15 protein-coding genes are annotated in these 25,350 nt (G+C 45.8%); 11 read left to right on the forward strand and 4 right to left on the reverse strand.

The features are described from left to right. Positions 1-113 precede the first annotated feature (113 nt). Together BLR65_RS12715 and BLR65_RS12720 are read right to left on the reverse strand one after the other, a co-directional pair. Positions 114-1,070, reverse strand: a complete 957-nt coding sequence (locus BLR65_RS12715; RefSeq protein WP_093794564.1) for a glycyl-radical enzyme activating protein — start codon at positions 1,068-1,070, stop codon at positions 114-116. Between the two features lie 39 nt (positions 1,071-1,109). After that, entirely contained in the window at positions 1,110-3,509 is a 2,400-nt protein-coding gene (locus BLR65_RS12720; protein WP_093794565.1) for a glycyl radical protein, read from the reverse strand. A 210-nt stretch (positions 3,510-3,719) separates the two neighbouring features. Here BLR65_RS12720 and BLR65_RS12725 point away from each other — a divergent pair, with 210 nt between their 5' ends. The 8 genes from BLR65_RS12725 to BLR65_RS12760 all read left to right on the forward strand — a co-directional run bounded on the left by BLR65_RS12725 (position 3,720) and on the right by BLR65_RS12760 (position 15,898). Beyond that, positions 3,720-5,141, forward strand: a complete 1,422-nt coding sequence (locus BLR65_RS12725) for an aminotransferase-like domain-containing protein (RefSeq protein WP_093794566.1) — start codon at positions 3,720-3,722, stop codon at positions 5,139-5,141. 449 nt (positions 5,142-5,590) lie between these two features. Further along, a complete protein-coding gene (locus BLR65_RS12730; protein WP_093794567.1) occupies positions 5,591-8,422 on the forward strand; it encodes a molybdopterin-dependent aldehyde oxidoreductase in 2,832 nt (943 codons plus the stop codon). A 73-nt stretch (positions 8,423-8,495) separates the two neighbouring features. Then, entirely contained in the window at positions 8,496-10,781 is a 2,286-nt protein-coding gene (locus BLR65_RS12735) for a pyridine nucleotide-disulfide oxidoreductase/dicluster-binding protein (RefSeq protein ID WP_093794568.1), read from the forward strand. Beyond that, complete coding sequence (locus BLR65_RS12740) at positions 10,778-10,981, forward strand: DVU_1557 family redox protein (RefSeq protein WP_093794569.1); 204 nt, start codon at positions 10,778-10,780, stop codon at positions 10,979-10,981. The genes BLR65_RS12735 and BLR65_RS12740 overlap by 4 nt, the downstream gene beginning before the upstream one ends. Positions 10,982-11,063: 82 nt before the next feature. Next, positions 11,064-12,173 carry a DVU_1551 family NTP transferase gene (locus BLR65_RS12745; RefSeq protein WP_093794570.1) on the forward strand — a complete coding sequence of 370 codons (1,110 nt, stop codon included), beginning with the start codon at positions 11,064-11,066 and terminating at the stop codon, positions 12,171-12,173. Between the two features lie 121 nt (positions 12,174-12,294). Then, positions 12,295-13,398, forward strand: a complete 1,104-nt coding sequence (locus BLR65_RS30920; RefSeq protein WP_093794571.1) for an XdhC/CoxI family protein — start codon at positions 12,295-12,297, stop codon at positions 13,396-13,398. A 61-nt stretch (positions 13,399-13,459) separates the two neighbouring features. Further along, the gene (locus BLR65_RS12755) at positions 13,460-13,873 is read left to right on the forward strand and encodes a DVU_1555 family C-GCAxxG-C-C protein (protein WP_093794572.1); all 414 of its coding nucleotides are present in this window, start codon (positions 13,460-13,462) and stop codon (positions 13,871-13,873) included. Positions 13,874-13,915: 42 nt separating this feature from the next. Then, complete coding sequence (locus BLR65_RS12760; RefSeq protein WP_093794573.1) at positions 13,916-15,898, forward strand: methyl-accepting chemotaxis protein; 1,983 nt, start codon at positions 13,916-13,918, stop codon at positions 15,896-15,898. Positions 15,899-16,045: 147 nt separating this feature from the next. On the opposite strand, the gene BLR65_RS12765 is transcribed toward BLR65_RS12760, so the two are convergent. Next, positions 16,046-18,493: a glycyl radical protein gene (locus tag BLR65_RS12765; RefSeq protein ID WP_093794574.1), complete on the reverse strand. Its 2,448-nt coding sequence runs from the start codon at positions 18,491-18,493 to the stop codon at positions 16,046-16,048. 99 nt (positions 18,494-18,592) lie between these two features. Then, a complete protein-coding gene (locus BLR65_RS12770; RefSeq protein WP_093794575.1) occupies positions 18,593-19,546 on the reverse strand; it encodes a glycyl-radical enzyme activating protein in 954 nt (317 codons plus the stop codon). Between the two features lie 551 nt (positions 19,547-20,097). Between BLR65_RS12770 and BLR65_RS12775 the strand changes: the two genes are divergently transcribed. From BLR65_RS12775 to BLR65_RS12785, 3 genes are all read left to right on the forward strand, one after another. After that, a complete protein-coding gene (locus tag BLR65_RS12775) occupies positions 20,098-22,041 on the forward strand; it encodes a sigma-54-dependent Fis family transcriptional regulator (protein WP_093794576.1) in 1,944 nt (647 codons plus the stop codon). A gap of 628 nt (positions 22,042-22,669) precedes the next feature. Further along, positions 22,670-23,959: an MFS transporter gene (locus tag BLR65_RS12780; protein ID WP_143122572.1), complete on the forward strand. Its 1,290-nt coding sequence runs from the start codon at positions 22,670-22,672 to the stop codon at positions 23,957-23,959. 51 nt (positions 23,960-24,010) lie between these two features. Continuing rightward, a partial coding sequence (locus tag BLR65_RS12785; protein ID WP_093794578.1) for an S-layer homology domain-containing protein occupies positions 24,011-25,350 on the forward strand: 1,340 nt, incomplete at its 3' end.

Here is a 25,350-nt window from a genome sequence, read left to right on the forward strand (position 1 = left end):
TAGGATATCAGCGGGTTGGTTAATTATGTTAAATGTTGTTGCTTGTGGCAACGATGATCAGTACTTCTGAGCTAAAGCGGCACATGTTTTAGCAAACGGAGGCGGCAGTCGGGTTAATGGATGACGGTGTGCAGGCCGTGATTGGCGAACATGTCCCGGCACTTGATCATGAATTTATCAGGCGGCGGAGCTACGGCTGCCGGCATCGGATAATCGATCTGAAGCCGTTGGTATTTGGCCAGACCCAGTTTATGATACGGCAATAACTGTACTGTTTTTACTGCCGGACCAAGACTGGCGCACAATTCGGCGGTTTGATGCAAATTGTTCATGTCTGAGTTGAAACCGGGTATGACAGGGATTCTTATTTGTAACGCGGTGCCGATTGCGGCCATTCGCCGCAGGTTATCCAGTATAAATTCGTTCGGTACCCCGGTATACTCCAACGCTTTGTCGCTGTCAGTATGTTTGACATCGAACAGGACCAGGTCTACGAACGGCAATATCTTGGCGTAATTATCCCAGGACGCATACCCCGAAGTGTCCAGGCAAACGTGTAAGTGTTCGGCCTTTAACGCTGTGACAAGTGCCAGCAGGAAGGAAAATTGGGACAGCGGTTCGCCGCCGGAGATTGTTACGCCGCCGCTGGATTTCTCGTAGTACGGACGGTCTTTTAGCACTCGCCGCAGCACTTCGGTTACGGTATAATCTTTTCCGGCCAGGTACAGGGCCTGGGCCGGGCAACGCCCGGCGCAAAGGCCGCAATCATCGCAGCCGGCCCTGTTTATCTCAATTTGTTGAATGTCTTTTTCTTCAGTTTGGGAATAAATCTTCTTTCCCGGGATGATTGCCCCGCGGGGACAGGCTTTGATGCACAGTCCGCAATCCTCGACCCCGACGCAACGGATATCCAGCCAACTCAATTGGGCGGTGAATTTTTGCGATTCCGGGCTGTGACACCACATACAGCGAAGCGGACAACCTTTGAAAAAGACCGTTGTGCGGATGCCCGGACCGTCGTGGACCGAAAATCCCTGAATATCATAAATTTTTCCGATGATGGTTTTCATAGTCTGTTCCTCCGGAAGGGTTGAATTGTCGGGTACATTTTATGCTTCGAGGTCGGTTCGACGGATTAGGTCGTCTTGCAGTTCTTTGTACAACTGGACGAAGTAGGCGCTGAACCCGGCAATCCGAATCACCAGGTCTTTGTACTCCTCGGGGTTTTTCTGAGCGGCGCGCAAAGTGTCCGAGGTAACGACATTGTATTGAATATGCATCCCGCCCATATCAAAGTAAGTCTGAACCAGTTGTTTGAGCTTTTGGATGCCGTTCTCGCCTTGCAGGGAAGATGGATGAAATTTCATATTTAGCAGTGTGCCGTTGAGTGCGCTCATTTGGTCGATGCGGGAGGTTGATTTAAGAATTGAGGCCGGACCGTTTTTGTCTAGCCCCTGACTTGGTGAAATGCCGTCGGAAAGCGGGAGACCCTTTTTCCTGCCGTCAGGAGTGGCGTAGGTATTGGCACCCATGCCGATGTGGGCCGAAACCGGGAACAGGCCGGCCAGAAAGTTGCAACGCACACCTTTCTTGGAATTGGTGTAATTGGTATACACACTCAGGCACCAGCGAGCCAGTTCATCGACATAATCATCGTCATTGCCGTATTTGGGGGCGTTGTTGATAATGTTTTGGCGCATTGGCTCGTTATTTTCCCAGTTGGCAAGCATACCGGCTAAAAATTCCTCGCGGGTATAGACTTTTTCATCATATACCAGTTTTTTGACAGCGGCGAAGCCATCGGCGATGTTGGCGATACCCACGCCGGCAAGACCTATACCGTTATGCCTGGCACCACCGAACATTACGTCGGCGCCGCTTTCCACACAGCCGTCAATGGTTGCTGATAACACAGGCAGCGGCAGGATGGTGCGGGCGGCTACCTCCCACAGATTGCAGATGGTTACATACCAGTCAACAAAATATTTAACTTGTTTTTCATAAGCGGCCTGTAGAGCGGCAAAAGTCTCGAAATCTTTGAAATAACCGGTCGGCGGCCCGGCTTGGACACCGGTCTTGGGGTTAACGCCGTTGTTCATAGCCAGTACCAGGCATTGCGGCAAATTGATGAACGAGCCGGTGCCGGTGCCACCGCTGCAGGAGAAGTCGTTGCCCGAGCCGCCCGGCTCGACACAGCCAATAATCAGGTAGTCGCGGGCTTCCTCGATGGAAAAGCCGCGGGCCAGCATCTGCGGGATAATGACATTATCATTCTGGAAGGTGGGAATTCCTCCAACCTTTTTGGTGGTTTCGATGGCTTCCCGCCACAGTTTGTCGGGAGTGCCGTTCCAGATACGTACATCCATCGGCGGCTCGTGGACGCTAAGGTCGCGTGTGGCCCGCAGCATCATATAGGTTACTTCGTTGGTAGCATCGCGGCCGTCTTTGGTTTGACCGCCGGCAACCATGTGCATACCCATTGAATAACCGCCGGCATTGCGGGAGTAACCGATATTTTTCAGCTTGCAGACCTCGGAGATTTTGATCCACATTGCTTCGACGATTTCTAAAGCCTCGTCCCAGGTGATGGTTCCTTCTTTAGCTTGCTTGGCATACAGCGGATAGGTGTATTGGTCGAAGCGGCCCATCGAAACTCCCGGACCATTTACATCTAATTGGATAAGCAGTTGATAGAACCAGGTGGCCTGAACTGCTTCGCGGAATGTACGGGCCGGATTTTCCGGAACCCATTCGCAAACAGCGGCGATCTGCAGAAAGAGTTCACGCTGCTTGGGGTTTTTCTCCATTTCAGCTTTCTCACGGGCCAGGGCCGCGTAACGGTTGGCGTAGATTTTGGCGGCGTCGCAAATGATGGTAACTGCTTTCCAGAATAAATACTTGGTTGCGTATTCGCCCTCAATATTGCCGGCAATAGCATCCATTCGCGCTTGCGCGTCGGCACGGATTGCTTTAAATCCCTGGTTGATCACCTTGGCGAAGTTGCCGCAATGATGGCCGACTGTACCGTAGACCATGTCGGGATAAAAGAATGTCAATACGCCGCCGGCCATGATATCTTTGACCTCGTCGGGCATCGCGCCTTTTACGGCGTCGTTGAGCCGCCGGCCTTTCCAGTAGTTTTCAACACTCAGCGCTTGCTGTTTGGTTTCCTCGGAAATCAGGAATTTTTCGCTGGCGGTATCTCTTTTATCAAACGAGCCGTCCCGCAGCTCATTGAAAAAGAACGTCAGGTCTGTTTCCGGAAATAAAGCGCAGCCACGATAGTTTTTGGCCATATTGCCGACAATGATCTCATCTTCCTCAATCCGCAGGGTCATTTCGGAAACTAATTTTTTCAGCATTTTGGCCCGGCGAATGACAAACGGCTCGCCCGCGGTTTCCTGATAGGATGCGGTGACAAGTAACGCCCGTTCGGCATCAATTTCCGGAACGGTATCCATGTACCTTTTTCTTAGCCGGCCGGCTCTTGGCGTTATGGGGGTAATCATAATATCCTCTCCTTTTACAGCGGGTTGTCAGGTCACAAGTTTAGCCTGCAGGTTAGTGCGCGGCCAAATGTCAGGCAGACAACTCAATTAAAGATTTGTGAAAATCTTAGCACAATTTACATTTAAAAAAAATGAACAGACTTAGATAAAGTATTCATAACAGATCCACCGGGTTTGATCATTAAGAATTGTGCCGGAAAGGTGAAGCCAATGAAAAAATATGAGCAAGTCATGCGGCGGATTAATGAATATATCGCGCTCGGCCTGCTTGCCGCCGGGGACCGGTTGCCGTCCATCCGGTCGATCGCCAAACAAAGTGGTGTCAGTACGATTTCGGTGTACGAGGCCTATGTTCGGCTGGAAAATCTGCACATTATTGAAAGCCGGCCACGCAGCGGCTATTTTGTCGCCGCTGTCCCGCGCGGACAAGCGACCGGCAAACAAGCACCACCCGTCAAACGTACGGCGCTATTCACCATGGCCGACATCATTGAACGTTATGTTCAGTGTGGCGTTAACGACGATCTGACATGGGTGGGTTCGACCCTGCCGGGCAGTGATTATTTTCCTAATGCCAAACTCAGTCAGTACCTGGCTCGTTGTGCCCGTCGCTGGCCGAAGAAGGTCAACAGCTACAGCATGGGCAAAAGCGAGGCCTCGCTAATCAAAATGACGGCCCGGTTTATGATGAATGCCGAATGCATGGTGGCTCAGGATGAGATCACCATTACCAACGGTGCCACTCAGGCTATTCTATCGGCTTTGCGGGCGTTGGTAATGCCCGGTGAATATGTTGCCGTAGAATCGCCTGGGTATGTCGGATTTTTTAACGCGCTTAAATACTTGTATGTTAATCCGCTGGAAATACCGTCTTCTGTTGAAACCGGCCTGGATGTTGACGCTCTGGCCGCATATGTGACTAACGGAGTTTGCCCGGCTTGTTTGATTTTGTCATCAAATTTTTCCCAGCCCACCGGCAGTTTGATGCCGGCTGAGAACAAGGCCCGTTTGCTTGCCTTGTGTGCCAGATACCACATACCAATCATTGAGGATGATGTGCTGGGAGAACTGTATTTTGGCCTGAAACGGCCCAAACCGCTGAAAAGCATGGCCCCGGACGAGGTCATTTACATTAGCAGTTATTCGAAATTATTTGCGCCCGGCTATCGTGTGGGTTGGGTGGCCGGCGGCAAATACGCCGACGATATTCGACGGGCCTATGCACTCACAAGTTATTCCCAGCCGGTCATAACTCAAATGGCCACAGCTATTTACTTAAAAGAAGGCGGCATAAAGTCACAGCTGAATAAGCTGCGGCAATGCTACCGGCAAAACAGGGAAATAGTGGTTGACGAGGTTAAGCGGCATTTTCCTGCCGCAACCAAGGTTACTCCACCTCAGGGCGGCCAATACCTGTGGCTGGCCTTGCCGGAAACAGTCAGCGCAAGCAAGCTTTTCATAGCCGCAGCCGCGGAAAACATTTTGATCACGCCGGGAGCCATGTTCACCGCCGGCTCCGGCTTTCTTAATTGCCTGCGACTTAATTTCGGCCAGTTGTGCGACGATCAGTTTCGTGCCGGTCTCAAGCGGGTTGGCCAGCTGGCTTGCGCTTTGGCAAACGGCGCTGATTAAACGCGATCAACGTGATTTCCTGGCAAAAACGAATACTTGATATGTGATATGCAAAAAGCGGATTCAACTTAGTCTTTGTTTAGTCTGGAAAGCAAGAGTTTCAAAAAAGGCAGCAGAGAATAATTGTTCAAAAATGATACGTTGCTCAAAAAAGATACATTTTAGCGGACATGGATAGGTTTGATCTGTTCATGTTGCGTTGCCCGGTGATTTTCAAAAAATTACTTGTCTAACTGCTGTTGTCGCTGGTAAATACGGAAGTCAAAACTGATGGCAAGTTGCCGGTCGACAAATTGGCATATCATTTGCATATAAAATAACACCAAGAAACTATGTGGCCAATATGCAGTCTTAAATATTAGTGTGAATATGCAGTGAAATATTTTGCAGGTTTGGCAACAATTGTTTTGTGCGTGTTGAAATAATAAAGTTTCAAGGAGAGAGTAACAATGACAGCAAAAAAAATGATACTGAACATTAATGGGGCCGACCGGATGATCGTTTGCGATCCCGAGACAGATATGTTAGCCGATGTGGTGCGGCGGTTGGGCCTTACCGGAACTAAGGTGGGCTGTAAGGCTGGCCAGTGTGGCATTTGTTCGGTTATCCTCGACGGTGAAGTTGTTCGTTCCTGCGTGAAAAAAATGAAAACAATTAAAGATGGCAGCCGTGTTACAACTATCGAGGGAATAGGCACTCCAACGAATTTGCATCCCTTGCAATTGGCCTGGATTGTCTATGGTGGCGTACAGTGCGGTTTTTGTTCGCCCGGGTTTATCGTTTCTGCCAAAGCGTTATTGGATAAAAACTTGAATCCTACTCGTCAGGAAGTTCGGGAATGGTTCCGGAAGAACCGCAACGCCTGCCGCTGTACGGGCTATAGTCCCCTGGTCGATGCGGTTATGGCTGCCGCAAAAGTATTGCGCGGTGAACTCACCATGGAAGATCTTAACTATAAAATACCGGCTGACGGTAAAATATACGGCACTGGTTATCCGCGGCCTGCCGCTTTGGCAAAGGTAACCGGTACCTGCGACTACGGCGACGACATCGGCATGAAGATGCCGCAAGCCCTGCATTTGGCGGTTGTTTTGCCAGGAGTTTCACATGCGCGGCTATTGTCTATCGATACTTCGGAAGCAGAGAAAATGCCGGGAGTTGAAAAAGTCATCACGCATAAGGACGTTAAAGGAAATAACCGGATTATGTGGCCTTGTACTAATGTCTTGTCCAAAGCCGATGGTTTTGATCGACCGATACTGGTTGAAAATATGATTTATCATTGCGGCGACGTTATTGCTATTGTAGCTGCCAGAACTCGCGAAGAAGCGCGGGCAGCGGCAAAAAAGGTGAAGTTTGAATGCGAGCGCTTGCCGGAATATTTGAATATCCTGGAGACAATGATGCTGGATGCATCACAGATTAATAAAGACTACCCCAACATCTATATTGAAGCACCGGTAATCAAGGGGCAGGATACACGTGATGTTATAAAAGAATCCGCTTATGTAGTGGAAGGAAGCTTTTACTCCCAGCGTCAGCCGCATTTAGTTCTCGAGCCTGATACCGACCAAGCCTATGTAGATGATGACGGTATCCTTACCATCCACTGCAAGAGTCTGTTTCTGCAACTGAATATTTTTACGCTGGCGCCAGGCATTGGCTACCCTGCCGACAAGATGAGAGTAATCGAAAATCCGACAGGAGCCAGTTTCGGCTATGCGTTGTCGCCCTATATGCCCGCAATAGCCGCAGTGGCAACCCTGGCCACCGGCAAGCCGGTGACAATTACGTTAAGCTATGAGGAACACCAATATATTACGGGTAAACGAGCACCTTCATTCTCGAACGCTAAGCTGGCCTGCGATAAAAATGGCAAGATAACGGCGCTGGAATATGAAATTGCTTATGATGAAGGAGCCTATACCGAGGCGGCCGATGTGCTGGTGCAGAAAGGACTTCGGTTTATGGGGGCACCTTATAAAATTCCCAATGCGATCGGCCTTTCCAAAACGGTTATTTCCAATCATGCGGTTTCGACAGCATATAGAGGGTTTGGAGCGCCGCAGTGTTATACGTGTTCTGAACAATTAATGGATATGATGGCGGAAAAGATCGGTATGGATCCCTTGGAATTCAGATATATCAATGTATATCGTGAAGGTGATGAAAGTCTCAACGGCAACAAATTTTCCGTATACCCAATGACCAAAATACTGGACAAACTCCGCCCTTATTATCGGGAAGCTCTGGCCAGGGCGGAACGAGAAGCTACGCCTGAAAGAAAACGCGGCGTTGGCATTGCCTGCGGCGAGTATAATGTCACCAGCGGACCCAATGATCATGCAGAAATTTATCTTGAGTTAAACCCGGACGGTACGGTAACCCACTATAACACTTGGCAAGACCAGGGACAGGGTGCGGATGCCGGTACGCTGATTCATACTCATGAAGCCCTGCGGCCGCTTGGCTTACGGCCGGATCAGATTAATTTGTGCATGAATGATACCGCGGTTGCACCAATTTGCGGCCCGTCTGCCGGCAGCCGCTCTCACTATATGGCCGGCAATGCGACGATTAATGCCGCCGAGCAACTGATGAAGGCGATGCGTAAGCCTGACGGAAGTTATCGTACCTATGACGAAATGGTTGCTGCAGGAATCCCTACGAAATATACCGGCGTAGCTGATACCACCGGCTTGACAACCGATCTTGATCCGAACAATGGTCAGGGCAATCCAACCGCTGAATATACTTTTGGCGTATTTCTGGCAGAGGTAGAGGTTGAAGTTGCCACCGGCAAGACCAAAGTACTGAGCATGAAATGTATCGCCGACGTTGGTGTTATCGGCAATAAAATATCTGTTGACGGCCAGGCCTTGGGAGGAATGATGCACGGTATCGGCATGGCTTTGTCAGAGGACTTTGATGATTTAAAGAAGCATAAAAATCTTATTGGCGGCGGGTTCCCATTTATTGAGAACGTACCTGACGATCTTTCAGTAGAATATGTGATTAGCCCTAGGCCTACCGGTCCGCACGGGTCAGCCGGCTGCGCCGAGCTCTTTCAATCATCGCCGCACGTAGCCGTTATTAACGCGATTTATAATGCCTGCGGGGTAAGAATATATGAGCTTCCGGCCCGGTCGGAGAAAGTTAAAACGGCACTTGCAGCGAAGGCGCGTGGTGAAGAAATTAAACAGAAAAAATATTTTCTCGGATCTGAATTGCATGAGAAGATTGACTATATTAAAGCTCATCCGTTTGCACCGGAAAAATAATTTTTACTTTTGCAAGCGATTGGTAGCGGGTAAGTACGTTGTATATAGTAAATAAAGCCTCTGAGGGAATGGTATGGAAATAACGGAATTTAATAAATTGAAGAGCCAGTGTACCCGTAATGAACCGGTTTTTTGCAGCAATCAATGTCCACTTGGAGTGGATGTTAGAGGCATGATTGACAAACTTGTCAGCGGCAATTTTAGGGGAGCATATAATCACTATAGTATGCAAGTATTATTTCCGAATATTGTTAGCAGATTGTGTGATGAGCCGTGCCGCAACGCCTGCATAAGAAAGAATATTGATGAACCGATTGCCGTGCGAATGCTCGAAAAGGCGTGCTGTGATTATTCTAACGACAAAGATGTTCCTGCTTTTTATATTCCGCCTAAAAAGCAGCGCGTTGCCATAATTGGCGGCGGTCTGGGAGGAATGAGCTGTGCCGTTAAACTTGCTTCAAAAGGTTACAAAGTACATGTATATGAAGTAAGGGATTATGTGGGAGGATGGTTGTGGAGCCAGGAAAGCCCGGTTCCAAGCCAGGTACTGGCAGCAGAGTTTAGTCGCATTGCTCGCAATAATGATATTAATTTCCATTTGAACACTCGGATTCAGACACTTGCAGAGATTGAGTTTGACGCAATGTATATTGCTACCGGGAGGAACGGAAATACATTCGGCCTTGCTGGAGCTTTTGATCCGTTATCGCTTGCTACTGCGCACAATGGCGTATTTATGAGCAGTGCTGCGGCAGGACGCGAGGAATGTACTGTGCTTATCCCCATGCGGGAAGGTATGCGGGTAGCGAGGGCCATCGAAGCCTACCTTAAAGTGGGGACAATGAGCAGAGATTCCGGCAGGTATGAATGCTTCCCATCCCGGCTAACCATCGATACAGCCGCAGTGGAACACGAACCCAGTGTAAAGCCGGCGAACCAGGAAGGGTATACCGCTGCGGAAGCGGTGACGGAGGCAAAAAGGTGCTTGGGCTGTGAATGTACAAGCTGTATGGCGGCCTGTGAGCTAATAGCCTTCTATAAGAAGCAGCCTCCGAAAATTATTGAAGATGTTATTGCTTCTTTAAATGTAGTGACGGCGATAACGACAAGGGTTGCTTCCCGTCAGATAAATTCCTGCAATATTTGTGGCTTGTGTAAAGAAGTATGCCCGGAAAGCCTTGATCTAGAGGCCATATTTTTAGCCAGTCGCCGAGCTTTGCATAAGGAAGGAAAACTTCCGCCGGCTTTTCACGATTTTTGGCTGAAAGACATGGAGTTTTCTAACTCGGAGGATGCATTTTTTTCTTATTCACCGGGAAGCAGCCGCTATCTGTTCTTCCCCGGCTGTCAGCTGGGGGCATCTGATCCAGAGTATGTAACTGCTGCTTATCATTATTTGGTAAAGCACCTCAATGGCGGAGTTTCAATTATGGTTGGCTGCTGTGGCGCTCCGGCCGATTGGGCGGGAAGGGAAAAAGAACATTTAGCGGTAATTGCCGAAATAAAAAACATATGGCTAAGTATGGGGAGACCGCTGGTGATCCTGGCCTGCCCAACCTGTAAGAAAATGTTTGAACAACATCTTCCTGAGATTGCGGTTGCTTCTTTATGGAAGCTTATTGCGGTAAAGGGGTTGCCGGAAAACCAAAAGACAGGCGAAGAAAAAATTGTTACTGTTTTTGATTCCTGCGCCAGCCGTTACGATTCTGAGACACGGAACAGTGTAAGAACGATATTGAGAAATTCCGGCTATGAATTAAGGGAGCTTGCCTATAGCGGCGAGCGGTCTCAGTGTTGCGGTTATGGCGGCCAGATTCAGGCTGTAAATCCGGGTCTTTTCGATAAAATTGTGAATCATAGGGTCAATGCTACTCCTTATACTTATGTTACTTACTGCACGAATTGCCGCGACACATTTGCCAATGCGAAAAAGATGGCGGTTCATTTACTCGATATACTGTTCAATAACGATATTGATGCCCGCGCCGCCAGAAAACCGCCAACCCTTACGCAACGCCGCGAGAATCGAATTAAACTAAAAAAACAGCTGCTTAGGCTGACAGGAGGGATGGATATGGCGCCGGCAACTAATGATTATAGCAAGATCAAGGTCTATATTTCCCCCGAACTGTTTGCCAAGATGGATAGAAATTTGATTATTGCCGAAGATGCTCAGCGAACGGTTCAGTATTGTGAATCGACTGGCAATAAAATTCAGGATACGGCTACTGGACAATTAATTGGACATTTGGCCAACGGGGTAATTACTTATTGGGTTGTTTACCGGCCGGAAGGTGACGGGTTTAGGTTGGAAAGTATCTATAGCCACAGACTTACGATTGAGGAGAATGTTCCATGACGCCAACGAAAACCAAGCCGGCACTGGTTTGTCTTAAATGTAATGTTGCGCTCGAACCACGCAAAGCCTCGTTTAATTATCTGGGCTTTACATTTAATACCGAGTTACCAAGATGTCCGGTCTGTGGTCAGGTTTTTTTGTCGGAAGAATTGGTTAAGGGCAAAGTAGCGGAAGTTGAAATGTCCCTGGAGGATAAATAATATCCGGAGCATACATGCTTAATCTGTTAAATGGTTCAAAGCCTTTTAGGTATAGCTGATCAACAAGCTGGGAGAGTGAAAAATGGGAAAGATTGCGGCGATAATTCTGGCAGCCGGATATTCTTCAAGAATGGGTTTATATAAGCCGCTTTTGCCGCTAGCTTCTTCGCTGGTCCTTGAAAATTCGATATTAAATTTTTATAAAGCGGGAATTGACGATGTCAGGGTTGTTATCGGTTACAAGGCTGATTTATTAAAAAATGTCCTAGAGCGTTGGCATACGAAAGCCATTGTGAATCGGAATTATGACCGGGGAATGTATTCTTCGGTTCAGGCAGGAGTCCTGAGTCTAACACCGGAAACCGAGGCATTTTTTGTGTTACCGGCAGATTATCCCTTCGTAACCTGTGATACTATTCAGAAAATGATCGAGGTTTTTAGAGGTAGTCCATATGATGTTATTTATCCGGTCTTTAATGAAAAAAAAGGCCATCCGCCGCTAATCTCATCCACGCTGCGGCCTGATATTTTAGAAAGTGAACCGCAAGACGGATTGCGAGAAATACTGGGAAGAACGCAGAAGAATGTGGAGTTACCTGTCGATGATGCCGGGATTATGCTTGATTTAGATTCGGAGGACGATTACCGTAAAATATTGCCCGCCTCGCTGGCCCATTATCCCTGTCGCAGCGAATGTGAAAAGATCTTGCAAACATATAATGTTTCCAACCAAGTTCTCCGTCATACCCGGGAAGTTGCCCGGGTCGCCGGCATTATTTCCGAATATTTGAACAGCCGGGGCTTTTATATTCATTTGGGTTTAGTGATGGCTAGTGCCCTGTTGCATGATATCGCCAAAGGTGAAAAATACCATCCTCAGAAAGGTCAACAAATCATTGCGTCATTAGACTATCCAGAAGTGGCAGAGGTTATTGCCACCCATATGGATTTGCCGGCAATATATCGTGATACAATCAATGAACATGCAGTTGTTTATTTGGCTGATAAAATGGTGCGGGAAGACAAAATTGTTTCCCTAACAGCACGCATGACCGATAGAATGGCTTATTGCACGAATAATGCAATAGCCCGGAAATCGATAATAAGGCGCCTGGAGACAGCAATAAATATCCAGAAAAATATTGAAAGTAAATTAAATGTTAATTTTAATGAGCTATTTAATTATGGCTAAGATTAGGACGGCATTATTCAAAAACGGGCCAGAAACTATTCACTCCGGTATATAAACAAGCTGCTTAAAGGTTAGGTTTATTGTATGCAGCATTGGTTGGGAGCCGAAAGGGGATTACTTGATGAATATCTATCAAAGTGTGCTTCAGAAATTGAACAGTGGGGAAAAAATAGTTCTGGTTGCCTGTATGAAAAACGACGGAGGTAGACGGTTCTTTTCTGAAAAGCATTATTATACTGAAGCAGATATAACCGCCCCTGGTTTCGGAGGGCAGTTGGCGAAAAATGTTTATGAAGGAATAAACCAATCGTTAGCAACCGGCGAGATCAAGATAATTGAGAATCAGGAGTCGGACGTTATAATTGTTGAACCTTTTTTTCCCCAACCGCAGCTTATTGTTTTAGGCGGCGGGCATATAGCGAAACCATTAACCGAATTTGCTGCCCGTTTAGGATTTTTAGTAATCGTAGTCGATGATCGCTTATCTTTTGCGAATTCAAAAAGATTTCCAACTGCGGGAAAAGTAATTTGTGAAAGCTTTGCAAAGTGTTTTGATTTACTTAAACTGAATGCCTACGCTTATATAGTGATTGTAACAAGAGGACACCGGCATGATATGGATTGTTTACGAAGTGCATTGAAGAATCAATGGAAATATCTCGGGATGATTGGTTCGCGACGGCGGGTAAAAAGCATTACAGAACAATTAATGATGGAAGGATACTCGCCGGAAGTATTAGCTAAGATTAATGCTCCCATCGGTCTGGAGATAGGGGCAGTAACTCCGGACGAAATAGCGATTTCGATTCTTGCTCAGATTATTAGCTTTAGAAGACTTCAGGACCCAAGACAAGGAAGAAACTCGCCGCAAGTTAATTGGACAGAATTTGACCGGGATGTGATAGAAGAATTAGCCCAAGCAAGGTGTGATAAAAAAGCATTGGTCACGGTTATTGCAACTAAAGGTTCGGTACCCAGAAAAGCGGGCGCAAAAATGATTGTCTGGCCTGATGGCAGGATTTTGGGGAGTATTGGCGGCGGTTGCAGCGAGGCGCGGGTGACCCAAACCGCACTTGACGTTATTCTGCAGGGTGGATATATGGTTCAAGACATTGATATGACAGGATCGATAGCCGAAGATGAGGGGATGGTCTGCGGGGGCATCATGAAGGTACTTATCGAATCAATAGCTGATGATAATTTAGCTAAAAAACAGGGCTCATGATCAGCAAGAAGATCATATCGAATGCAGTGAAAAATGCAGAGCATAAGGGGGAAGGCAGGTAATGGCTGATAATAGCCGTTTGTTTGCCCTAAAGTTACAAGGATATTGCTGCAGTCAAATAGTTCTTAAGCTGGGCCTGGAGGATGCTCAGCTGGAAGATAATCCGCAATTGATTCAAGCGGTTGCCGGTTTATGTGACGGTTTGCACTCAGATATGGTCTGTGGAATTTTTAGTGCCACAGCCTGCCTAATATCACTATTGCAGCCAAGGTATTCGCCAGTACTTATCAATGATTTGGCCGAATGGTTTGCAAGCGAGTTTGAAGAAAGCAATGGCGGTATTGCCTGCAAGGATATTTTAGGCGGAAATCAACTGAACCGATCCACAAAATGCCCGAAAATTCTGGCGGCAACTTATGACAAAGCTGTGGATCTTTTAGAGGTGAGCGGTTATGAATTTCCCGCCAGGGAATAAACAGCCTGCAGAGGAAAAGAGGACAGATGAGGGTGAAATATCTTGAATAGTATTAAAGCAAAATTAATTGCTGTTGTGTTAACTTTAATGGTAGTTACACTCGGCCTGATGGGGAGCCTAAGCTATTGGCAAGCTAAAAAAGTTATTGTTAAAGATATTGAGAACGAGATGACTAGCATGGCCGAAAACCGTGGGCAGGAAATCGGTATGTGGCTCAATATCAAAACTGCGGAAATTGAGGCTATGGCTAGGTCGCCGATTATGTCCAGCGGTGACGAAGAAGGTATTATGGCCTATTTTGCCTCTGAAATGCAGCGAAATAAGATGTACCACAATATTATGTGGCTGGATTTGCAGGGAAATTGTTTTGATTCTCGCAATATCCGCGGAAATTTGGCTGAACGTGAATATTTTCAAACGGCCGTCCAGGGAAAACTTTGCGTTTCTGATCCAATATTTTCACGGGCGACAGGCGAGTCGATTATTGTAATCGCCGCTCCCATTCAGTCGAAAAACCAAGTTGTCGGAGTATTAGTGTGCGCGATCAATATTGGAGCTTTAGAAAACGTTGTAGAGGGAGTAAAAATAGGAGAGACAGGTTACGCTTTCTTGGTTCGAAAAGATGGACTAACAGTTCTTCATCCCAACAAAGAAGTAGCTAATAATGAAAATATCCTTCAAGATGCTGACGCAAATCCCAAGTTAAAAGCGGCTGTTACCAATATGGTAAACGGCGAGAAGGGAATTGCCGAATATCAGAATGAAGGTGTATCCCGCTATTTAGCTTATGCTCCGGTAGCGGGAGTGAAATGGTCTGTCGGCGTAAATGTGCCCGTACGGGAAATGACGGCGAAGCTAAACACGTTTACCTGGATTTCATTGTGCATCAGCATTTGTGCAGTCATTATTGCCGCTTTTGTCATAATTATACTTTCAATAAAAATAGCCAAGCCTTTACAGGCATTAACGGTAGTTGCTAATCATATTGCCGGCGGTGATTTGCGCGAAACCCAAATTGGAATATCCTCGAATGATGAAGTGGGGAAATTGGCTCGTTCTTTTGAAAAAATGGGTGAAAACCTGCATCAGCTTTTGCGTAGAATTGAAGGGTCGGCACTCCAGGTTTCTACCTCGACAGAAGAATTGACAGCCAATGCCGAGCAGTCGGCGCAAGCTGCCACCCAGGTCGCCAATGCTATTGCCGAGGTCGCCGACGGTACGTATAAACAGGTAGCAGCAATTGAAAAATCCTCTGTAATTGTTGAACAAATGTTGACTAGTATTCAACAGGTTTCTGCCAGTTCGCAAACAGTGGCAGGAATGTCGGATAAGACGGCGGCGGCCGCAACGGAAGGCAGTAAAGCGATTGAGAAGGCTGTTAATCAGATGGTGAATATTGAACAGACGGTTAATAGCTCGGCCAGTGTCATTTCCAGCCTTGGCGAACGTTCCCAGGAAATTGGGCAAATAATTAATACCATTTCCGGAATAGCCAGCCAAACCAATCTGCTTGCTTTGAATGCCGCAATCGAGGCAGCACGGGCAGGCGAACAAGGTCGCGGTTTTGCCGTTGTGGCCGAGGAAGTGCGAAAATTGGCTGAACAATCTCAGGATGCCGCTAAACAAATCGAAGCAATGATTGGTGAGATTCAATCGGAAACAGGGAAAGCTGTTGCTTCTATGAATCAGGGAACGCAGGAAGTTAAAATCGGCACCGAAGTGGTAAGTACGGCCGGCAAGGCGTTTGAGCAAATAACCGGTCTTATCGGCCAGGTATCCTGTAAGATCAGGGAAATTGCGGCGGCAATCCAGCAAATGGCCGGTGATAGTCACCAGGTCGTAGACTCAGTACAGGAAATTGACAAAATTAGCAAAAATACTGCCAGTCATACCCAAACGGTATCGGCAGCAACGGAGGAACAATCGGCATCTATGGAGGAAATCGCGGCTTCAAGTCAAGCATTGGCCCAAATGGCGGATGAATTGCTGAATGCTGTGAAAAAATTTCAATTTAGGTCTGAATAAATCCAAGCTGTGAATTAAAAAAAGATAACTTGTTTGAGTTTGATATTCCAAATTAATAGAGGGGATGTCTCAATAACTTGAGACATCCCCTACTATAACATTAATAATAATGAAGAACATTGAATTCAGGGCGCAAACAAATTTTTACTAAAACATGTTTTCGTTTCGACTAATAATGTCATTTTGACAGTCTCTGCTAAGTTCGACGAAGTAGGCCGAGTAACCGGCGATGCGAACAACAAGATCGCGATAAGACTGAGGATCAGCTTGCGCTGCCCTCAGGGTTTCAGAGCTTACAACATTATATTGGACTTCCATACCGCCGGTTTTAAAGTAAGATTTCGTCATATCACGCAGCTTGTCTATACCTGCGGCATTTCTTAATGCGGTTGGGTGAATTCTGAGGTTTAAAGCAATACCATCCATATAGCGGGAATGATCAAGACAGCAAATTGAGTTAAAGACGGCAGTAGGGCCTTCGTGGTCTCTGCCTTGTGCCGGTGAAGTTGCATCCGCCAGGGGTTCGCCGGTTTTTCTGCCATCAGGGGTTGCCCAGGTATGATAACCTTGAGCCACATGATCGGACGCTCCATAGAGACCGCCTTTGTACACTTTGGACCTTGTGCTGTAGCATTCGCCGCAGATCTCGGAGTATACATCGCAAATCCATTTCATTTGTTCATCAGCGTAGGGATCGTCATTTCCATAATGGGGAACTTCGCTCAAAATCCGTTGTCGGAGTGGTTCGTAGCCTTCCCAGTTAGCCATGACGGCATCGTAAAGTTCTCTGGCTGTGCATAGCTTCTTATCAAAGATCATGTATTTTATCGTGGTAAGAGAATCGGCAAGTGTCGCCAAACCGGTAGCGGTACCGCCGTAAGAGTTGTACTTTGCACCACCGCAAACGCAATCCGTGCCTGATTCCATACAGCCCTCGATAGAGATCGACAGCCCGGCGTGAGGAGCATGATACATGGTCAGATATTCAGAGTAGTTGTTCACGGTTATGTGCCATTTTTGAATATAGCTGCACATGGCTTTGACTGCGGCTTTGACTTTTTCGAAGGATTCCATTTCATATAGATAACCGGTCTTAAGTTTACATTGGGTACCGTTATATGGGTTTATGCCGTTGTTGATGGCCATATCGAAGATAACTCCATAGTGGACGCTGGCATGCGGGGCATGAACCCCATTAGGTGCTGGATAATCATTACCGGAACCAACAATTTCCTGGCAGCCGATGAGACTGTAATCGCGGGCGTCTCTAAGGGTAAAATTGAGTTCCTTCATGAGGCCGGGAATGATGATCTCGTCATTTTGAAATAATGGCAGGCCGCCGACAAGCTTAGATGTCTCGATAGCGCATTCCCAAAGTTCGTCAGGAGTGTTTGTATTAATACGCAAAGAGATGGTTGGGTCGTGAAGCTTCAGCCGGCCAATAGTCTCAAGAACCATGTAGGTGACAGGATTGGTGGCGTCTTCACCAGTATCACGGTTAACACCGCCGATGGTGGTATGTTGGTAAGTATTGCCGATGCCGGTAGTTACAGCGATGAAATCAGGCGCCGCGTTATAGAAACAATTGGCTTTAAGGAAGAAGGCGTCAACAATTTCCTGAGCTTCGTCCAGGGTAATACGGCCGGACTCAAGGTCAGCCTTGAGGAACGGCCAGGTATATTGGTCGAAACGGCCAAAAGCACAGGCCGGATAGCGGGAGTCTAAGCTTAAAAACAGCTGATACATGATAGTACCCTGGCAAGCCTCCCAAAAAGTGCGGGCGGGATTTTCAGAGATCCACAGCAGACTTTCACCCATCTTGGTTAGTTCGGCTTTGCGAGTTGGATCTTGACATGCAGCAGCTTTAGCCAGGCAAGTTTGACCATAGCGCTTGACCAGGATGGTCGCGGCATCGCAAGCAATTACGGCAGATTTGTAGAACATGTACTTATTCATGTCCTCGCCCATTAGATTTCCTTCATGTGCATCCAGCCAGTCTTGGGCATGCTGGCGAATAGCGGCATAGCCAACATTAATAATTTTTTCGAAACCGGGTGTCAGATGTCCGGTTGGAATGTACATGAGCGGAGCACCGGGTACGTAACTGGAAACATTTAGACGGCTAAACTCCTGATAACCGTCGGGCTGCCAGGCATTTGCAGTCGCCGTAACGGTTTTATCTTTCCAATAATCCCGGATAGACAGGAGTGCTTCCACATCCTCCGGGGCGATAGTTAATTTCAATTCTTCGTTAGCGGGATTGTGATACAGCCCGTCAGCCTCTAGCGTCCAGAGCCCTTTTTCAACTCCATCCGGAATCCAGCCTGTACCTGACCATTCGGGGTTTATGCCGGAACCAAGAAAGTTCTGGGCTTTATTACCGACGATGATTTCAAAGTCCTCCACGCGCAAGGTCATTTTCGAACAGACATCATAGGTGGCCAGTGGGCGCTTAATGATGGGGACTACATGTTCATTCCTTTTATAGGAATCGGTGGTAATTAATGCTCTTTCCGCGTCCGTCTGGATAACTCGGTCACGGATAAGCTCTCTCATGAGTTTAATCCGTTCAGTTGCGGATTTAAATTTGTACATGGATTCTTCTCCCCCTTGTAATTAAAATGTTACCTATAATTAAAACCATATAATGACTTATGGTTAAATCATAAGCGAAGGTTAGCGGTAATTTCGTTTTTAATGGATCTGGGCGGGCAACCCGAAGGACTGTATGAGTTCCAGATATTTTTGCATTTCTTCATCAGACGGCGGCGTAATATTTACTAATTTATAATTGCGCCCAATACGGACATATTTTGAGATCCCCATGGCGTGATAGGGCAATAATTGCACGAGGGTGACAGCCTGTCCGAGTTCTTGGCAAAACTGTGCCGTCCTGATCAGATTTTCGTTTGATGCATTGAGCTTGGGGATAACCGGGATGCGAATCTGAAGCTTACCGCCATTTTCTGCGATCCGTTTGGCATTAGCCAGGATCAGGTCATTGCCTGCACCGACAAACTTGCGGCTTTTTTTCGTATCCATATGCTTCAAATCAAATAAAAACAAATCAATGTATGGCAGAACTCGGTCGTAGTTTTCACCCGGAGCGTAACCCGTAGTATCAAGGCATACGCTAAGCTTGTCTTGTTTACAGCGTTTGGCGAGTTCATAGGTAAATGTAAATTGGGCCATCGGTTCGCCGCCGGAAATAGTAATGCCGCCATCTTCTCCGTAATAGTGCCTGTCCTTGGCAACACGACGGTATACTTCTTCCACGGTGGTGTCATATCCGGAGGAAGTCAGAGCCTTCGATGGACAGGCCGACGCACACGTAAGACAGTTGTCACATTTGCTCCGGTCAATACTGATTTTTGTCAGCAGTGAATGATCCAAAACCGATTTTTCCGGTGACGCCTGGCTCAGCGCACCTTGGGGACAGGCTTTAAGACATAGTCCGCATTTCTCTAGTCCCACACACCGGACAGCGAACCAGGCCAGTTCGAAATCGTTGCGCTGGGACTCGGGACTGTGACACCACAAACAGGTCAGTGGACATCCCTTTAAAAATACGGTAGTCCTAATTCCCGGTCCGTCATGTACGGAATAACCCTGTATATCGTAGATTCTTCCTTTAACTTTCTCGTTCAAAAATCATTCAACTCCTTTCTAAGATGTATATATATTCATCTTAGCCTGGGTTAACACTATTAATTAATCATATGCAATTAATATGCCAATTTATGGAGTTGGCACCCTGACTTAATTTGAAGCAATAAGTTTCAGAGAAATTAATAGCTGAGCTACTCAAATCCTGTAAATGACGGTTGCTCCAATATGAAAAAAAGCTGTAACACAATTTTAAAAGTGTAATTATTTTGCTCAGCGTATTATTTTTGAGCGAAAGGCAGCTAACATTGAAACTTTAGAACAAGTTATTGACCAATCTGTCTTACTGCTTTTAATTGACAAAATAGGCAATTAAGAATAAAAAAAATGTTGAAAAAAAGGGAACAAAGATCTCTTATCGAATTTTTTGGTATATATAGTATCCAATAAAGATTTACAGGCAGGGTGTTAGTAAAAGCGTAGGTTAAGCGCTAGCGGCGGAGCGTTACTAACACCCTGCTTAGAAGAAAATCTTTATTGGATTTCATATAGATTATGTTATGAAAATATTGATGGGAGAAAGGTGATCCGGGTTGAATATTGATTATGTTTCTAAGTTAAACAACAATAATTCACCAGATAAGCTGCAATCAGCATGGCTTAGCTTTGTTGAAAAAGGAATTCTTCTTGAGCAGGATTTACCCTCCTTCGTAGCAAAATCTTGGCGACGGTGCCGTAGTCTTGTCGATCCCGGCATTGATCCGAATAAAGTGGTTTTATCAGGGGACGCGCTTAAAATAAAGCGTTATGAATACCAAGAACTGATTGCAAAGGCAGCGTCGGTTATGCGGGATATTTGCACTTTAGGCGGGCACAGATACTTCGTCATGCTTTGTGACCCAAACGGCTATGCGATTGAGGTGGCAAACAATACCGGTTATCCTGTGCCGTTGGGGGCTAAATGCCGAGAGGAAGATATCGGTACAAATGCCATTGGAATTGCGTTAGCGGAAAATCGTTTTGTCGAAATCAAGAGTTATGAACACTATGTGGTCAATTTACATAAAAGCAGTTGTGCTGCCATGCCAATCCATGATCCGGCTGGTAAAATTATTGGGGCAATCAATGTGTCTAATCCTGCTGGTGCCTTGCAACCGGAAATTGCCAAGATTTTAAAATTCACTGCCCAAATGATCGAATACCAACTGGTGATGGATCAGGAGAAATCACGGCGGCGGGAAGCAGAAAATGCTTTTATGTCACTCAAGAATATTATAGAACAATATATGTTGGTGATTGATAATAACGGGACAATTATTGACGCCAATCAAAAATGTATTAATCTTTTTAAAAATAACAACCGAATACTTACTGGGACCAGTATGCAGGATATTATTCGACTGGATAAAAATGACACCGAACCGTTTTTTAGTCCAGGAAGGCAATTTAAGCTACTTGTTGATGACGGTACAAAACGATGTAAAGTGGTGAAAAGTAAAATATATAAAGATTCCCACGAAGCAATGAGAACACTACTATTTTTCGAATCTGATGAACATAATACTGGGTCTCTTAACACTGGCGGGGATAGAGATTTCTGTTTTGTAGATATTGTTGGTGAAGAACGAAATTGGTCAAATATTATTGCAAAAGCCCAAAAAGCCGCGAAATTTGATTCAAGTGTTTTGCTTGAAGGGGCAAGTGGTACCGGTAAAGAATTGATTGCCCGGAAAATTCATTTGGTTAGTGGTCGCAAGGGGTTGTTTGTACCGGTAAATTGTGGTGCAATTCCTAAAGAACTGATCGCAAGTGAACTGTTTGGTTATGAAGATGGCGCTTTCACTGGAGCCAAAAGGAGCGGAATGAAGGGGAAATTTGAACAGGCGGACGGCGGAACATTATTCCTTGATGAGATCGGGGAAATGCCGCTGGATCTGCAGGTACACTTACTTAGATTTCTCCAGAATAAAGTCGTAACCAGGGTTGGGGGAACGACGAGCAGGCAAGTTAATGTTCGGGTTATTGCCGCGACGAACCGGGAATTGTGCGATTCGGTAAAAAAAGGTGAATTCCGGGAAGATTTGTATTATAGATTAAACGTGATAAATTTTCACCTGCCTTCGCTTAAAGAAAGAAAAGATGATATTCCGTTACTTGTCCACCATTTTATAGAAAAGTTTTGCCGTCAATGGAAAAGACCATTGCCATCTGTTGATCCAGCAGCGATGGAAAGCTTGTGTCGTTATGACTGGCCGGGAAATGTACGGGAATTAGGGAATGTGATTGAGACTGCCATTGTTTTTTCTGAAGACAATATACTGAAGCCGGCCGATTTTCCAGTCAACATTATTGAATATGTACCTATAAAACCGCGCAAGAGCGGAAAGCTGAAAAAATACCAGGAAGAAGTCATCTTGGAAACATTAAAGAAAAATGGCGGCAATATTACTAAAACAGCAGAAACATTGGGAATAGCTCGCAATACTTTATATAACAAAATACGCAGTGAAAAACTGAAGGAACAACGGAAAATTTAAAAACGCGATTTCTACCGATAATAGCAAACTTGAAAATAGTTTGAAGTTGCTTTCTGATTACTGTTCCTTTGTCTAAAATTTGGCTAAACCATATATAAAATTTGGTTGGATTTACAAGGCGTTTATTTTGAGAAAAATAAACGGCCTTTTTTTTATATCCGCATTAAAGAATTTTGCAGGCGCAGGCGGATGGCGTATTGACAATGCTCCACCACTGGCGTTTGACTTCCGCTTTTGCCAACACCCCACCCGCCTGCACAAATCTTTAGCACGTTGTATATGGATAAATCTATAACATGGTGCTCAAAAAAAATGTAATGTTCAAAAAAAGTACGTTGGAAAAGGAGTTTGTCTTTTAACAGTAACGCGCATATAACTAATGATTTTTTAGTGATTAAACGGTAAACCCCCTGCTATTGGAGACTTCCAGAGCGGAGCTAATTATTATTACGGGAGTTTTTGTTATTCTTGGCACATTACTTGCAAATAGTCAATCAGTGGATATGAGTAAAACTCAATTGTTTCGCAATTGAGTGAAAATTAAAAATGAGGGGGCGGCATGACATGAAAATACCTATAGGAACAGGCGGGTAAAAAACACGAGAATTTAAATGGATAACGAAGGAGTGTGAATTTAATTTTAATGGAAAAGAAACAAAACTATTATCCCTGGTTCATAGTAGTAACTTGCTGTCTTTTGCAGGGATGCGGCATCGGCATCTATTTTAACTGTGCAGGTTTGTTCTTGGCGCCGGTTGCCAAAACATTAGGCTGCGGCATAGGCAGCCTGGCAATTTACATGACATTACAGGCATTTGGCCTTGCGCTGGTTATGCCGATTGTCGGTAAATGGCTGCCAACTAAAAATGTGAGGGTGCTTATCAGTGGAAGTGTTGTCATTTGCGCACTCATGTATGTGGCCATGGCTTTCAGCACAAGTCTCTATCATTGGTATATTTTTGGTACCATCATGGGATTTGCCAACGCGTTTGTTTTCTTTGCGCCTACACCAGTAATTTTGTCGCAATGGTTTGCCAAAAAGACCGGTACGGTAATCGGTATTGCCACGGCTTTTTCCGGGGTTGGCGGGGCTATATTCGCACAGATTGGCAACTATGTCATAATCCATCAAGGCTGGCAGATGGGCTATATAGTGCTTGCCGTCATATCCTGTGTATGCATTCTTCCGTTTACCATGTTTATACTACGTTTTAAACCTGCGGATATCGGATTAAAACCTTATGGCCTTGAAGATACTCCGTCTGCAAAGGGTGGAGCCCCTACCGGTGGGACTGCGGAAGGTGTGGCTGCTGCCGATGCTTTAAAATCAGCCGCATTTGTCCTTGCGTTTTTGGCTGCTGGTTTTAGTTCGCTTTCAGGATCATTTTATCAGCATATTAAGGGATATTCCCTAACTTTGTCCGGTGATGCTGCGACTATGGGGGCAACGTTTATTTCAGCCTGCATGATTGGGAATATCGCTGGTAAGCTGTCCATTGGTGCGGTAAACGATAAGGCCGGCGGCAAAACGGCTATAGGCTATGGTTTAACTGTGATATTTATTTCCATATTGCTGATGCTGTTCGGAAGTAATAGCGTAGCCATGATGATGGTCGGCACATTCTTATATGGTTTTACATTGGCGATGATTTCGGTAGGTATGCCGCTTATCACCAAGACCATTTTTGGTTTAAAAGATTTTAGTAAAATATATTCCTATATAACTATGGGTACGGCCATAATCGGCGCGCTGGGTATTCCGATTATCGGGTTTATCTATGATAGTTTTCGCGAATATAGTGCCGCATTGGTATTTGTATGTATCTGTTCTGTAATTTCGATAATTCTAGCATTCGCTGCGTTTGCCGCTGGTCACAAGCTTAAGGCGAGAATGGCGGGTAGATCAATTTCAGTATAGCTCATAAGTGACAAGACATTTTTTTATTAAAGTACCAAAGGTGAGGTTGATATGAAAGCAAAGATATTGTCTGTGATTGTAGCGGCAATGTTCTGTATGGCAAATATAGCTTTAGCGGCTAATAATCCCTTTGATGATGTACCGGCTAATCACTGGGCGTACGCTGCGGTTAACCAACTGGCTAAAGCCGGCGTTATCGACGGCTACGGCAATGGAACATTTCAAGGCGACAAGACCTTGACGCGTTATGAAATGGCGGTAATTGTCGGCAAGGCGATATCCCATTCAGCCAAGGCTGACGCTGAAAATAAAGCGCTGATTAATAAATTGTCAGTGGAATTTAAAGACGAGCTAACCAACCTGGGCGTCCGTGTGGACAAGCTGGAAAAAAAGAGCGATAAGCTTACTGTTAACGGATTTCTTCATGTTTCTAACCAATCCTGGCGTAATACCGGTGTCTATCATGCTGTGAGCGCCCCTAATTACGAGTCGCCGCATGCCAATGACGGGCAGTGGTGGTCTGTCGGCATTGACCTTTATGCTACCTACAAAGTAAACGACAACTGGAAAATACTGATCGAAGATGAGGCTACCCGTGATTTCCAAAGCGGTGGCTTCTATGTAAACGACGCGAATAGAGATGCCAATACTTGGTCAGGAGGACATAACGACCAGATGTATGCGTTTGGCAAGGTTGGTAACGTGAATACCAAAATTGGTAAATTTGAATATCAGCCGGGATACGGCATCGTGATCAGACAGGATCAAAAAGCGGTTCAGGGTGTTCAATTTGCGTTTGGCGATCCTGGCAAAGTGAAAACAATACTGACATACGGTTATTTACGGCGGATCGCGGGCGGCAACAATTCAGCCAATCCGTACATTGTTTCCAATACTACCGATAATCGTTATACGGGGGCGGAGGTTAATATACCATTAGCCAAAGACGCTAATTTTAAAGCGGCTTACCACCGCATAAAAAACGATGAAAACATTACTGCCACTAGCGGTACAGTAGGCAATCCCTCACCCTATGCGTCAGAAATTAATTTATGGGAAGTCGGCGCGGATAAGATGATTGCGAAAAACCTGAAGTTATTTGGCACCTATTCCCAATCAAACGCTGACGAAGACAACAAGGCTTATCTTGCGGGACTTACCTACGGCCGTATGGATTTGAAGAAACCAGGCAGTTATGGCGTAACGGCACGTTATGTTCATTGGGATAAATTTACCGGTTATGGCCATGGCTATTGGGCTTCCGGTTACTTACACGGTATGAAAGGACCTGAGTTATTCACTAATATCGCTATTGACAAAAACGTGGCCATTTTCGCCTGGTGCGACTGGGTAAAACCGGCTGATGGTACTAAGGGCTCAATTAACACAGT

The organism is Sporomusa acidovorans, assembly GCF_900101845.1.
Taxonomy (GTDB): Bacteria; Bacillota; Negativicutes; order Sporomusales; family Sporomusaceae; genus Sporomusa; species Sporomusa acidovorans.

Coding starts and splice junctions, on each gene's coding strand:
- BLR65_RS12715 (WP_093794564.1), bottom strand. CDS start 1,070: ATGAAAACCATCATCGGAAAAATTTATGATATTCAGGGATTTTCGGTC.
- BLR65_RS12720 (WP_093794565.1), bottom strand. CDS start 3,509: ATGATTACCCCCATAACGCCAAGAGCCGGCCGGCTAAGAAAAAGGTAC.
- BLR65_RS12725 (WP_093794566.1), top strand. CDS start 3,720: ATGAAAAAATATGAGCAAGTCATGCGGCGGATTAATGAATATATCGCG.
- BLR65_RS12730 (WP_093794567.1), top strand. CDS start 5,591: ATGACAGCAAAAAAAATGATACTGAACATTAATGGGGCCGACCGGATG.
- BLR65_RS12735 (WP_093794568.1), top strand. CDS start 8,496: ATGGAAATAACGGAATTTAATAAATTGAAGAGCCAGTGTACCCGTAAT.
- BLR65_RS12740 (WP_093794569.1), top strand. CDS start 10,778: ATGACGCCAACGAAAACCAAGCCGGCACTGGTTTGTCTTAAATGTAAT.
- BLR65_RS12745 (WP_093794570.1), top strand. CDS start 11,064: ATGGGAAAGATTGCGGCGATAATTCTGGCAGCCGGATATTCTTCAAGA.
- BLR65_RS30920 (WP_093794571.1), top strand. CDS start 12,295: ATGAATATCTATCAAAGTGTGCTTCAGAAATTGAACAGTGGGGAAAAA.
- BLR65_RS12755 (WP_093794572.1), top strand. CDS start 13,460: ATGGCTGATAATAGCCGTTTGTTTGCCCTAAAGTTACAAGGATATTGC.
- BLR65_RS12765 (WP_093794574.1), bottom strand. CDS start 18,493: ATGTACAAATTTAAATCCGCAACTGAACGGATTAAACTCATGAGAGAG.